The sequence below is a fragment of the Faecalibacterium sp. Marseille-Q0746 genome, from assembly GCF_017377595.1.
GTDB lineage: Bacteria > Bacillota > Clostridia > Oscillospirales > Ruminococcaceae > Faecalibacterium > Faecalibacterium duncaniae.
On sequence record NZ_JAFREI010000016.1, the window covers coordinates 60,248 to 73,904 of the forward strand.

At 62.5% G+C, this 13,657-nt stretch carries 9 protein-coding genes; 1 reads left to right on the plus strand and 8 read right to left on the minus strand.

The window, feature by feature from the left end; translation table 11 throughout:
* Positions 1–3 precede the first annotated feature (3 nt).
* The 8 genes from J3351_RS10060 to J3351_RS10095 all read right to left on the minus strand — a co-directional run bounded on the left by J3351_RS10060 (position 4) and on the right by J3351_RS10095 (position 12,815).
* Positions 4–2,307 carry a bifunctional (p)ppGpp synthetase/guanosine-3',5'-bis(diphosphate) 3'-pyrophosphohydrolase gene (locus J3351_RS10060; protein ID WP_207697658.1) on the minus strand — a complete coding sequence of 768 codons (2,304 nt, stop codon included), beginning with the start codon at positions 2,305–2,307 and terminating at the stop codon, positions 4–6.
* A gap of 4 nt (positions 2,308–2,311) precedes the next feature.
* On the minus strand, positions 2,312–4,453 hold the full coding sequence (gene recJ, locus J3351_RS10065) for a single-stranded-DNA-specific exonuclease RecJ (protein ID WP_207697659.1): 2,142 nt from the start codon (positions 4,451–4,453) through the stop codon (positions 2,312–2,314).
* Entirely contained in the window at positions 4,450–5,799 is a 1,350-nt protein-coding gene (locus J3351_RS10070) for a 5-bromo-4-chloroindolyl phosphate hydrolysis family protein (protein ID WP_207697660.1), read from the minus strand. The genes recJ and J3351_RS10070 overlap by 4 nt, the downstream gene beginning before the upstream one ends.
* Positions 5,800–5,808: 9 nt before the next feature.
* Positions 5,809–7,404, minus strand: a complete 1,596-nt coding sequence (locus tag J3351_RS10075) for an NAD(P)/FAD-dependent oxidoreductase (RefSeq protein WP_207697661.1) — start codon at positions 7,402–7,404, stop codon at positions 5,809–5,811.
* A gap of 175 nt (positions 7,405–7,579) precedes the next feature.
* Positions 7,580–8,878, minus strand: coding sequence for a YbbR-like domain-containing protein (locus J3351_RS10080; RefSeq protein ID WP_207697662.1), 1,299 nt, complete (start codon positions 8,876–8,878; stop codon positions 7,580–7,582).
* On the minus strand, positions 8,875–9,777 hold the full coding sequence (cdaA, locus tag J3351_RS10085) for a diadenylate cyclase CdaA (RefSeq protein ID WP_005933418.1): 903 nt from the start codon (positions 9,775–9,777) through the stop codon (positions 8,875–8,877). The genes J3351_RS10080 and cdaA overlap by 4 nt, the downstream gene beginning before the upstream one ends.
* Positions 9,778–9,793: 16 nt before the next feature.
* Entirely contained in the window at positions 9,794–10,960 is a 1,167-nt protein-coding gene (ispF, locus tag J3351_RS10090) for a 2-C-methyl-D-erythritol 2,4-cyclodiphosphate synthase (RefSeq protein WP_207697665.1), read from the minus strand.
* Between the two features lie 172 nt (positions 10,961–11,132).
* The gene (locus J3351_RS10095; protein ID WP_207697663.1) at positions 11,133–12,815 is read right to left on the minus strand and encodes a phospho-sugar mutase; all 1,683 of its coding nucleotides are present in this window, start codon (positions 12,813–12,815) and stop codon (positions 11,133–11,135) included.
* Positions 12,816–13,137: 322 nt separating this feature from the next.
* On the opposite strand from J3351_RS10095, the gene J3351_RS10100 reads away from it, so the two are divergent.
* Positions 13,138–13,657 (plus strand): magnesium chelatase domain-containing protein (locus tag J3351_RS10100; protein WP_278251074.1); only part of this gene is annotated, 520 nt, incomplete at its 3' end.

The following is a 13,657-nucleotide window of genomic DNA, read 5'->3' on the forward strand; positions in this document are numbered from 1 at the left end:
GGTTTAACTCCTTGTCACTTTGAGCACATCCTTGACCTTGGACAGACGCGCCACCACACGGTTCAGGTGCTCGGTATTGTTGATGCCGATGGTCAGGCTGACCACGGCGCAGTTGTTTTCCACCTGACGGGCGTTCATGGTGTAGATGGGCACCCGGATATCGGCCAGAGCGCTCAGCACATCCCGCAGCAGCTCGTTGCGGTCCAGCGCCACGATCTCAAGGCCGGCCTTGTAGCTGTCCTTGACGCTGTCGGCCCAGTAAGCCTTGACCCAGCGGGGGGCGTTGGTGGGATCCTTCATGCTGGAGATGGCATTGACACAGCTCTGCTTGTGGATGGACACGCCAAAACCGCGGGTGATAAATCCCACGATGGGGTCGCCGGGCAGCGGGCTGCAGCACTTGGCAAACTTGATGGGGGTGTTGTCGAAGCCCTCCACCACCACACCGTCGGTGGCGTGGACCTTGCTCAGATCCACCTTGGCCAGCTGCTCGTTCTTGCCCTCCTCGCTCTTCCGCTTCTGCCACTCTTCCTTCAGCTTGGGCAGGCAGTTTGCAACGGTGATGCCGCCATAGCCGATGGCGGCATACAGCTCCTCGGCGTTGTTCTGGCGCAGGCGGCGGCAGCAGCTGCCGATAAATTCATCCAGCTCGTCGTCGGGGATGAAGATCATCTCCCGGCGCAGCTCCCGGGCCAGCGTGTCGCGGCCCTCCTGGATGTTCTCCTCCCGGCGCATCTTCTTGAACCAGTTGCGGATCTTACTCTTGGCCTCGCTGGTACGCACGATCTTCAGCCAGTCGCGGCTGGGGCCCTTGTCCGCCGGGCCGAGGATGACTTCAATGATCTCGCCGGTGGAAACAACGTGGTCAATGGGCACCATCCGGTTGTTGACCTTGCAGCCCACCATCCGGTTGCCGACGGCGGAGTGGATGGCATAGGCAAAGTCGATGCAGGTGGCACCCGTGGGCAGGTTGATGACATCGCCCTTGGGGGTAAAGGCAAAGACCTCCTCGGGCAGCAGGTCGCTCTTCAGGTCATGGAGCAGGTTGCCGGAGTCCTCGCTGACGCGCTGGTTTTCCAGCAGCTGGCTGACCCAGGCCAGGCGCTCGTCCAGCTTATCGTGGCCATCCAGCCCTTCCTTGTACTTCCAGTGGGCGGCAACGCCGTACTCTGCCTGTTCATCCATCTTGCGGGTGCGGATCTGCACCTCAAAGGGGATGCCCTCGTGGCCGATGACGGTGGTGTGCAGGCTCTGGTAGCCGTTGGGCTTGGGGGTGGAGATATAATCCTTGAAGCGGTTGGGCAGCGGGTGGTACATATCGTGGATGAGGCCCAGGGTGCTGTAACACTCAGCCAGCGTATCCAGAATGACACGGACGGCATAGATATCGTAGATCTCATCGAAGGACTTGTTCTGCATGATGGTCTTGCGGTAGATGCCGTAGATGCTCTTGACCCGGCGCTTGATGGTGGCACCCTCGATGCCGCTCTCCTTCAGCCGCAGCTCGATGACACCGGACACTTTGGCAAGGAACTCCTCCCCTGCACGCTCGCTCAGCATCTTGCTGATCTCCTCGTAGCCCACGGGGTCAAGGTAGTGCAGGCTGCGGTCCTCCAGCTCCTCCTTGACGTTCAGGATGCCCAGACGGTTGGCGATGGGGGCATAGACCTCCATCGTCTCACGGGCCTTGTCGCGGCGCTTCTGCTCAGGCCAGGCATCGCCGGTGCGCATATTGTGGAGCCGGTCGCAGAGCTTGATGATCATCACGCGGACATCCCGGCTCATGGCCAGCAGCATCTTGCGCAGGTTCTCGGCCTGCAGCTCCTCGATGTTGGAGAACTGGATCTTGGTCAGCTTGGTCACGCCGTCCACCAGCAGGGCCACTTCCTCGCCAAAGGCGGCGGTCAGGTCCTCCAGCGTGGTGGGGGTGTCCTCCACCACGTCATGGAGCAGGGCGGCGGCAATGCTCTCCGAATCCATGCCCAGATCCAGCACCAGGCGGGCCACGGCCAGCGGGTGGCAGATGTAGGGCTCGCCGCTGCGGCGGCAGACCCCGTTGTGCGCCTTGTTGGCAAGGTCGTAGGCCTTGGTGATCATCTCCATGTTGTAGGCCTTGCCGCTGGCCTTGATGGCCTCGCAGAGCTTCTCCCAGGTAACGATCTCAGGCCGTACCTCGCTGGGCAGAGCACCCTCGGGCGCGTCGGCCGGCAGGGCCGTGGCGTTCACGGTAGACACCTCCGGCACCGGCTGATGCAGATGCGTTTTTGCGGAGTAAAGATCCTCCGCCGGTTTCTTTCCCTCTGGCATATTTTTACTCCTCCAGACATTTCAGGATGGGGGCATCGGCCAGGTTTTTCTTGCCTGCCGTGGGAACCAGCTCCCAGAACTTTGCCCCGCCGCGCTCCACGGCGGCGATCAGGCCCACCTGTTCCAGGGCCGTCAGGGCCACCAGCGTTTTGCCGGTGTGCTCCTCCCCCAGCTTTGCAAACAGGGGCTGCATATCCTCGGCGTGCCAGCGCCGGGCCTGCAGTTCCCGGTAAACGGTAATGATATCACTGCGCTCCGGTGCGATCAGGGCGCGCTGCTGGGCAGTCAGCGGGCTGCCGCGGCGCAAAGCCTGCACCAGCGCGGTCTGCTGAGCGGCGGCGTTGCCAAAGCCCGCCGGGTGCAGCTCCAGAATGCGTCCCGAAAGCTGTGCGCCCCGGGCGGCCTCGTAAACCGAGAGGCTCAGGGCCGCGTCCACCACATCGCCGGTGGCATAGGGCAGCTGCTCCGGGTGCATCCCGAACCAGACCGCATAGATGCAGGCATTGCCCTGCCGCAGGCGCAGGCGGCAGTGCCGCCCCTCCGAGACAGGGTAAACTCCCTCCACCACGGCCTTTTCCAGCAGGAACACCGGGGCGGGGTTCTCGGCACCGTAGGGAGCCAGCTGGTCCAGCCGCCGGACAGATTCCACGGTGATGCGGTCGAGATGGATGGACAGGTCGCATTCCAGCGGCGGGGTCACCAGCACCGGGCATTCCCGGGCGGCCCACTCGTTCAGGCGGCGGCGCAGCTCCGGCAGATTCTCCTCCCGTACCGAAAGGCCCGCCGCCATGGCGTGGCCGCCGAAGCGGAGGAGAAGATCCTCACAGGAGGCAATGCAGGCGTGCAGGTTGAAGCCCTGCACACTGCGGCCGCTGCCCTTGCCCTCGCCGTGCTCATCAATGGACACCACGATGACGGGGCGGCCAGTCTTTTCCACCAGCCGGGATGCCACGATGCCAATGACACCGGGGTGCCAGTCCCGGCCCCAGATCAGGATGACCCGGTCCTCCAGAATGGCGGGCTCGGCCTCCAACTGGGCCTGCGCAGCCTTGGCAATCTCGCCCTCGGTCTCCTGCCGGGCGGCGTTGATCTCGTTCAGTTTATGTGCCAGCTCGGCAGCGCGTTCCTCATCCTCACACAGCACCAGCTGCAGGGCGGTCACAGCGCTGTCCATCCGGCCCGCCGCGTTGATGCGGGGGGCAATGGCATAGCTGACATTCTCGGCGGTCACGGGCTTGCCGCCCAGCCCCACCTCATCCAGCAGGGCCAGAAGGCCGGGGCGGTCGGAGTGCTGCAGCAGGTGCAGGCCCGCTTTGACCAGAGTGCGGTTCTCGCCGGTCAGGGGCATCACGTCTGCCACGGTGCCCACGGCGGCAAGGTCGCCGCAGTAATCCAGCATCTCCTCGGGCGGGCAGCCGTCCAGCGCGGCACAGAGCTTGAAAGCCACACCTGCGCCGCACAGGCCCTTGAAGGGGCTGGTATCATCGGTGCGGCGGGGGTCCACCACAGCAACGGCCTTAGGCAGAGTATCATGGGGCAGATGGTGATCGGTGACGATCAGGTCCACTCCCAGTGAAGCCGCAAACTCAGCTTCTTCCAGCGCGGAGATGCCGTTGTCCACCGTCACGATGAGCTGGCAGCCCTTATCGTGGATGGACTGGATGGCATTTTTGGAAAGGCCGTAACCATCGCCTTCGCGGCTGGGCAGCATGCACTTGACGTTGGCTCCCATTCCCTTGAGGTGCTGGTAGAGCAGGGCGGTGGCGGTCACGCCGTCCACATCGTAGTCGCCAAAGACAACAATGGTCTCCTCCCGGTCGATGGCATCGAGGATGCGGGCACAGGCCTTGTCCATGTCGGTCAGGAGCATGGGGTCGGTCAGCTCTTCCTCACCCGACAGCAGGGTCAGGGCCTCGGCGGGGTCGGTGATGCCGCGTGCGGCCAGAATGCCTGCCAGCAGGCCCGCCTCTTTCTGCTGGGCGGCCAGCGTCATCTGATATTTTTCCTCGCTCCACGGCTCCCCATCCATCGTTTCCATGGCGCGGCTTTCCAGCTCCTCGGTGCTCTGCTGGGCAATGGCCGCGGTCAGCTCCTTCAGGGCAGAGCGGTCCAGCGGCTTCAGGTTCCAGGCCCGGTAGGTCGTCATAACAGTCCCTCCCCGGTCAGGCCGTCATTGGCCAGCATTCCCTGCAGCGCGGCGATCTCGCTGGAAACATCCATGGCAACGTCAGAAAGCAGGTTATCATACAGGTTGCTGTAAGCCTGATTCAGGGTGTGCAGGATGCCCGCGATGTCCCGGCGGATAGTCTCTGCATTTTCGCCCTGCTGGCCCTGCACATCGTTGTAGGTGTGCAGCAGCTTCAGGGTGGTGGGGATATAGTATTCCGCAAAGCGGCGGGCCTTGGGCAGGCTTTCCGGGTGCGCTTCCAGCCACTCACAAATGGCGGTGGTGGTCTTTTGCATCGTTTCCAGCTCTTCCCGGCCCTGCGCGTCCTGCATGAGCTGCTGCTCCTGCTCCAGCACCTTGGCAAAGCGGCGGGCCGTTTCGAGGTTGAGGGGCGTTTCGGCGGTATCCCCCTGCTCAGGCTGTGCGGGGGCGGGCTGAGGCTCCGGGCGCTCCTGCGCGGCGCGGTAATCCTCCGCCGTCAGGTACACAGTCTCCGTTTTCTCATCCAGCCATGCATTCAGCCAGCCCTTGCGGATGCTTTTTTTCAGCCGCTTGAGCGTTTTTTTCTTTTTCTGGTGGGTCAGGTCGGCCAGCATCTCTACCGGCAGGCCCTTGCCGCCGTCCATGCTGTTGGCAAGGTCGGCCAGCTGGCCCATCTGCCTGCCCGCTTCCCTCTGGGAAACGCCGCAGGCCGCCATCCAGCCAAAGCCCGCCGTGGCAAGGCCCAACACGCTGCTGACGATGCCAAGCACATTGTAGGCGGTGTTCATAGCGTAGTCCGTGCCCGTCATCAGGATGCCGCCGCCCTCAGCAGTCGACACCACAACGTCGCCCAAAGCAGCCGGCGAAATAATGCCCAGCCCGATGAGGCAGCCCAGTGTCCCCAGCCCGAAAAGCACCGCAAAGATGATGCCCACGGCCAGCAGGGCCACGCCCGAGCTGTAACGCTCCTTGGCGCATTTCCGCAGCTTTTCCACCGGGGTCAGCTCCGGGCGCGATGCAAAGAAATTTCTGGCCCACTGGGGCATTCCGGCGTACTGCTCTGCCGTGCCGCCGTTGGCATGGGCCCGCCGCTGGCTCTGGTAGTAGCTGTCCCGGGCCTGCCGCATGGCCTTGCCCGCCTCCGAGATGCCGTAATTGGCCGCATGAACAGCGGCCTTGCCCACATCAAAGGCCCGGTCGCCGATGTCCATACCTTTTCCCTCAAAGCCATGGGCAAAGGCATCGGACATGGTGTCGCCAAAGGCGCGCAGCTGCTCTTCCAGCTCCTGCTGCACCTGTTTTCCCTCGTTTTCTTGTGTTGTATCGTTTTCACGATGGTTCATCAATATTTCTCACCCTTCTGCCGGTGCATACCGGCCGATGATCGCACGGGCGACCCGCAGGCCGTCCACGGCGGCGCTCATAATGCCGCCCGCATATCCGGCCCCCTCGCCGCAGGGGTACAACCCCGCCAGCTGGGCCGATTCCAAGGTCTCCTCCCGTTTCAGCCGCACGGGGCTGCTGGTGCGGGTCTCAAGGCCCGTGAGGATGGCTTCCGGCGCGGTGTAGCCCGCAATTTTACGCTCGTAGGCGCGCAGGCCCGCCCGCAGGGTATCGGCCAGCTCCCCGGGCAGCAAAGCTCCCAGATCCGCAGCCACAACGCCCCGGTCATAGGTAGGCTCCACCCGGCCGATGTTCAGCTGGCCTTTGCCCTCCAGAAAGCTCTGCACATTCTCAGCCGGGGCCGCATACGCCCCGCCCCGGCGGCCTGCAGCGTAGGCTTTTGCCTCCAGCTCCCGCTGGAAAGCGATGGCCCTGCGCGGGTCGCCCGCAAAATCCTCAGCTCCCACGCTGACCACCACCGCCGCGTTGGCGTTTTTGCCGTCCCGGGCGTGGTAGCTCATGCCGTTGGTGACCACATGGCCGGTCTCGCTGGCCGAAGCCACCACCTGACCGCCGGGGCACATGCAGAAGGTGTACACGCACCGGTCTCCCACATGCTGGGAGAGCTGATACTCTCCGCGCGGCAGGGCCGGATGCCCGGCGGCCTCGTGGTACAGGCTCTTCTCGATCTCGCTCTGCAGGTGCTCTGCCCGGAAACCCACGCTGAAGGGCTTGCACTCCAGCACAAGACCGCTGTCCATCAGCATCCCGAAGGTATCCCGGGCCGAGTGGCCCACGGCAAACACCAGCGCTTCACAGGGGAAGGTCCCGCCGGTGGTAAAGATGCCGGTCAGCCGTCCATTCTTCTGCTCAAAACCGGTGAGGGCCGTGTTGAAGTGCACCTCGCCGCCCAGGGTTTCGATCTCCCTGCGGATGGAGGTGATAACGCCCCGGAGCAGGTCGGTGCCCACATGGGGCTTCTGCTTCCAGGCGATCTCCGCCGGGGCTCCGTGCTGCAGAAATACCTCGGTGACAAAGCCGCAGAGCTCATCCCCGATGCGGGTGGTCAGCTTGCCGTCCGAAAAGGTGCCTGCGCCGCCCTCGCCAAACTGGATGTTGGCGTTGGGGTCCAGCTCGCCGGTGGCAGAGAAGTGCTCCACAGCCTTCACACGCTCGTTCAGCGCCGGGCCGCGCTCCAGCACGATGGGCTTGTAGCCCTGCCGGGCCAGCAGCAGCGCCGCAAACAGGCCCGCCGGGCCCAGCCCGCAGACCACAGGCCGGTGGGGCAGGCGCTGGGTGCCGTTCTGAACGCTGAGATCCGTTTTGCCGCGGATAGCAACGCAGGGCGAGGCCCCTGCATACGCAGATTCCTCACCCTCGTCCTTAAGCGTTACCGCTATGGTATACACCAGCTTTGGCTGCCCGTGGCGGGCATCCACCGACAGCCTGGCCACGCCCAGATGGGCCGCCTTGCTGCGGGGGATGCGCGCCAGATGCAGCGCTTTCTCGAATGCCTGCGGCTCCCCGGCAGAGAGCGGCAGGCGGATATCTCTTACTAGTATCATCTATCAGGTTTCGCTTTCTATTTTCAGCCTCCTCACCCTCTCCGTCATTGCTAACGCAATGCCACCTCCCCCAAAGTGGGAGGCCTTGGCAATATTTGCAAACTTCATCTTTATGCCAAGGGCTCTCCCTTCGGGAGAGCTGGCGAGCGAAGCGAGACTGAGAGGGTGAGCCAGCTCAGTTACTTTCTATCTTGCACTGGATGACATAGCTCCCCAGCGCAAAGATCTTACCATTGGAGGGCACATACAGGCGGCAGGCAATGTTCTGCTGCCCTGCGGCCACATAGAAATCATCCGCATCGATCTCAATGACCACCTGCTCGGGCACCAGCGTATCCAGCAGACCCGCCGGGCCGCAGAGGGTCACATTCATCAGCCGCTCGGTCTGCACGGTCAGGGTATAGGTGGAGGGCAGATTGACCACCTGCACGCAGCTGGCGGGCAGGTTCATGGTCTTGGTCTCGAGCTTGGAGCTGTCGAAGCTGACCGTGATGCTGGAAATGTTGTCCAGCAGGCGGATATTGCCCGGCAGCTCGATGGGCAGCTCATACACCTTGTTCGGCGCAAAGGTGGAAAGATCGATGGTGCCAACAGACAGGGTGGAGAGCTTTTCGATCTGGCTCTCGGGCCCGGCGACATTCAGGGTCTGCTTGCTCAGGGAATAGACCAGCACCGAAGGATCAAAATTCCGGGGCGCGTTGATAAAGCTGACCGACACGGGCAGGGTGGCCATCTTGTAGACCTCCAGCGTGACCTCCACGCTGGACTCCTCCAGATTCGTGTATTCAAACTTGACCTCACTGCCGCTCTTGGTATAAAAGCGCAGGGCGGTGTCCAGCGTGACAGAATCGGTGAGCTCCCCCTTGTGGGTCACCTCGGCGGTGCAGGTCTCCACCTTATCGATCTCGGTGCTGGGGCCGGAGAGGGTCACCGTCTCCTTGGAGAGCTCGGTGCCATAGAGGATATAGCCGTCCGCAATGGTCAGGTAGTTGGTGGTCACGGTGATGGGCACCGTTTTCTCCTCCACCACGTCAAACACCACGTCCACGCTGTTGTCGCCGCCCTCAATGGAAACGGACACGCCATTGAGCAGGGTGTTCACGCCCCGCACCTGCAGGTGCAGGGTCTTTTCGCCGCTGTCCCGCACGCCGGACCAGTCCGGGTAGACCACGAAATCAGAGGAAGTCAGGCTGCCGATGGTGTAGCCATCGCCCGAGAGCTTCAGGCTGACGTACTTTTCCGGCGCGCTGACGATGCTCAGGCCCCGGGAGGTGTACGCGGCGGAATCATAGGTGAAATCCACCGGCACGTTGTTGATGGTGCGGGTGGTGCCGGGCTGGACGACGATGGTGACCACCATCCATGCCACAATGGCACCCACGATAGCCAGCAGCAGCCGAATGCGGCGGTCGTCCAGAATGCTCTTGGTGTGCTGGATGGCAGGCTTTGTGCCGTTGGTACGATTGCTGCTCACTGCTGCTCATCCTCCTCTTTCTGGTTCATCCAGTTCAGCAGGCTCTTGACCTTGCCGCGCCAGCCGTCGGCAGCTGCCTTTTCGCTGGCGGTCTCCTTGGGGATCATCTCATCCACCAGCCGGGTGTACAGGGTCTGGCGGTCAAAGTGGCGGATCAGCACACCGTTCTTTGCCATGGAGATGATGCCGGTCTCCTCACTGACCACAACGGCAATGGCATCCGAATTCTCCGCAATGCCCAGGCAGGCGCGGTGGCGGGTGCCCATATCTTTGCCCAGATCTAGGTTGTTGGACAGGGGCAGCACACAGCCCGCCGCCTTGATGCGGCCATTCTCAATGATGGCGGCACCGTCGTGCAGGGGGGTACCCTCGTAGAAGATGGTGCCCAGCACCTCCAGATTGACGGCACTGTTCACGGGTGTGCCGGTGCGCACGATTTCAGAGAGGTTGGTGTTGCGCTCCAGCACGATCAGGGCACCGGTCTTGGTCTCGGAAAAGCGCTCGGCGGCATCGCAGATGGCAATGATGGCGCTGCGCCAGGCCCCCTTGAAGCTGGGGTCATTGTAGCGTCCCTTGATGTTGAAGAGCTTGCCCGCCCACTGGTCGGTCTGGCCCATCCGCTCCAATGCGCGGCGGATCTCCGGCTGGAACAGGACCACCAGTGTCAGCAGGCCGACCTGCAGCAGCGAGTTCAGCAGCCAGGTGACGGTGCGCATGTTCAGCACGTTGGCCACCAGATAGACCGCCAGCACCAGCAGCGCGCCCTTGGCCAGCTGCCCGGCGCGGGTGCGGTTGATGATGCCCAGCAGCTGGTAGATCAGGAAAGCAATGATGACGATATCCAGCAGATCGGCCAGCTTGAAGGTCTGGAAATTGGCGATGATCGAATTCAGAGTCATCAGAGTGTCTCTCCCGTTACAGCTTCTCGATCAGGGCGACAGCATGGGCGGCAATGCCCAGGCCCTCGCCGGTAAAGCCCAGATGCTCCTCGGTGGTGGCCTTGACGCTCACAGCATCCACCGGCATCCCGAAGGCTGCGGCCAGATTTTCCCGCATGGCGGGGATGTAGGGGGCCAGCTTGGGCTTCTGGCAGAGCAGGGTGGAATCGATGTTCACGATCTTCCAGCCCTTCTCCCGCATGATGCGTGCCACATGCTGCGCCAGCTGCAGGCTGTCGGCACCGGCGTAGGCGGGGTCGGTATCCGGGAAGTGCTTACCGATGTCGCCCAGTGCGGCGGCACCCAGCACAGCGTCCATCACGGCGTGGGCCAGCACATCGGCATCCGAGTGGCCCAGCAGGCCCTTTTCAAAAGGCACCTCCACGCCGCCCAGGATCAGCTTGCGGTCCTCGACCAGACGGTGAACATCATAACCATGACCAATGCGCATATCATTTCCTTCTTTCTGTTCGGCGCGGGGCAGATCCTCCCGCGTTGTGATCTTCAGATTGGCGTAATCCCCCTGGGTCAGCTGCACCGGGCGGCCGGTCAGTTCAAACAGGCTGCAGTCATCGGTGACCAGGCGGGCTTTTTCCGCATCCAGCTCGTCCAGCGCGGCCAGATACGCCGCACGGTCGAAGCACTGGGGGGTCTGCACCGCATACAGGGTGCTGCGGTCAGGGGTATCAGTGACCATGCAATGCTCCGGCACGGTCTTGCCGTCGCCCCGCACAGCCCGCTTGACGGTATCCTTTACCGGCACGGCGGGGGCGGCAGCACCGCAGGCAGCGGCTGCTTCCAGCGCCGCCGTGATGACAGCCTGACTGACAAAGGGACGGGCGGCATCATGGACAGCCACCAGCTCTCCGTGGGCGGCCAGCACGCCGTTCTTCGCGCTCTCGGCACGGGTCGCGCCGCCCTGCACCACCTGCACCGGCTTTGTGCAGGCCGCGGCCTGCTGTTCCAGAAATTCCCGGTTCTTCCCGGCCACCAGAACGATCTCGCTGACCAGCGGACACTCCGCAAAGGCGCGGATGCTCCGCTGCACCACGGTCTCCCCGCCCAGATCAAAGCTGAGCTTGTCAAACCCCATGCGGGTGGAGGACCCTGCCGCCACCAGAACGGCTGATACTTTCTTTTCCAATTTCTGCACCTGCCCTGCTCTTATTCTCCCGGGAAATGCCACCCGGGGCACAGATAGAATAAACCATGTTTTATTATACCGTATCGCCCGGCAAACTGCAACCGATTTTATACAGCAAAAATGCCCCTCTGCGGCAGGGCAGAGGGGCAAAAACGCTTCTTTTTTCAGGAGATCACTTCAGGATGGGCTCGATGGCGGCAGCCAGAGCATCCTTCTGTGCCTGGGCTTCCTCCAGGGTCTTGCCCAGGGTGGTGAAGTAGGTCTTGATCTTGGGCTCAGTGCCGGAGGGACGCACCACAACGGTCGCGCCATTTTCCAGCGTGTAGATCAGGACATTGGCGGCGGGCAGGCCGGTCTCCTCGGGCTTCTTGTAGTCCATGACCTTGACGACCTTGTGGCCGCCGATCTCGGTCAGGGGCTCGTCACGCAGCTTCTGCATGATGGAAGCCATCTTCTCCATGCCGGTCAGGCCGGGGAACTCAAAGCTGTCCACCTTGTTCAGGTAGCGGCCGTACTGTGCGTAGATCTCTTCCAGACGCTGCTTGATGGAGGAGCCGATGCTGCGGTAGTAAGCGGCCATCTCGCAGATCAGCATGGAGCCGATAACGGCATCCTTATCGCGGACATAGGGGCCGGCCAGGTAGCCGTAGCTCTCCTCAAAGCCGAAGATGAAGCGGTCCACTTCACCGGCAGCTTCCAGATTGGCGATCTGATCGCCGATCCACTTGAAGCCGGTCAGGACATTACGCATCTCCACGCCGTAGTGCTTTGCCACAGCGTCGGCCAGCGGGGTGGAAACGATGGACTTGACCGCCACGGGGTTTGCGGGCATGGTGCCCTTTTCAATGCGTCCGGCGCAGATGTAATCCAGCAGCAGAACGCCCATTTCATTGCCGGAGACCAGCTCATAGCTGCCGTCCGGGCACTTCATGGCAATGCCCACGCGGTCTGCATCGGGGTCGGTGGCCAGCATCAGGTCAGCACCGGTCTTGGTGGCCAGCTCCAGACCCAGCTTCAGGGCCTCAAAGATCTCAGGGTTGGGGTAGGAGCAGGTGGTAAAGTAGCCGTTGGGGTACTCCTGCTCAGGCACGATGGTGATATCGGTGATGCCCATATCGTTCAGCACATGGGTCACGGGCACCAGACCGGAACCGTTCAGGGGGCTGTACACCAGCTTCAGGCCGGCAGTCCGGCACAGGCCGGGGCGCACCTGACGTGCCTCGATGGCATCGTACAGGGCCTTTTTGCAGTCATCGCCCACAAAGCGGATCAGGCCCTGCTCCACGCCCTCGGCAAAGGAGATGTACTTTGCGCCGGTCAGAACATCGGTCTTCTGGATCTCATCATAGACGATGGCGGCGGCATCATCGGTCATCTGGCAGCCATCCGGGCCGTAGGCCTTGTAGCCGTTGTACTTGGCGGGGTTGTGGGAAGCGGTGACCATGATACCGGCATTGCACTCGTAGTAGCGGGTGGCAAAGCTCAGGGCAGGCACGGGCATCAGGGCATCATAGATGCGCACCTTGATGCCGTTGGCGGCCAGAACACCGGCGGCAGTCTTGGCAAAGACATCGCTCTTCAGGCGGCTGTCGTAGCTGATGGCGACAGTCTGGCTGCCACCCTGGGTCTTGACCCAGTTTGCCAGACCCTGGGTAGCCTGACGGACAACATAGATGTTCATGCGGTTGGTACCGGCACCCAGCACACCGCGCAGACCGGCGGTGCCAAACTTCAGGGCCACGGCAAAGCGGTCCTTGATTTCCTCGTCATTGCCCTCGATCTTGCTCAGCTCCGGTTTCAGATCCGCGTCCTCCAGATCCGCAGCCAGCCAGCGCTTATACTCATCCAGATACATATTGCACACCTTACCTTTAATTCGTATTTCGCACAGGGATAGTTTTTCCAAACCTATTTATACTATAAACCCTTTCTTGGTACTGTGTCAATTCCATATTATGTAAGAATTTTTCCTCCGCAAATCATACAAATATTACAAAGATTTCAGCCTTTTCCATCATTTGGGGCTTTCGTGCTGTCCGCAGAGCCTGCGGCAGTGCCCGCGCATTGACAAGCCCCCTGCCCGACACTATAATTGGGACAATAGATTATTCTGCCGAGACCGGGCATTTTCCCGGTCATTTCCCCGTCGGGCCGCAGACGCGGCGTGAGGAGGCCCCATGTATTCCGTTCTAAAAAGCTATGGTCTAAACGGCCTGAACGGCTTTGCCGTGGCCGTGGAAGCCGATGTCTCCGGCGGTCTGCCCGCCTTTTCGCTGGTGGGCCTGCCGGATTCCGCCGTGCGGGAAAGCGGCGACCGTGTCCGCTCTGCCGTGAAGAATCTGGGCTACAAATGGCCCGACCGCCACATCACGGTCAACCTTGCCCCGGCGGACATCCGCAAGAGCGGCCCGGTATATGACCTGCCCCTGCTGCTGGCGGTGCTGGCATCCTCCGGCCAGATGGAGGAACCGCCCGCCGACGCGGCTTTTCTGGGGGAGCTGGCACTGGACGGCAGCCTGCGCCCGGTTTCGGGCGTGCTGCCCATGGCGCTGGCGGCGGCAGCAGACGGCATCCGCAGCCTGTATGTACCCGCCGAAAACGCCGCCGAAGCCGCCGAGGCGGGCGGCGACGCGATGCAGGTCTACCCCGCCCGCACAGCCCGGGAGGTCGTAGATGCACTGCGGGGCCTTGTGCCCC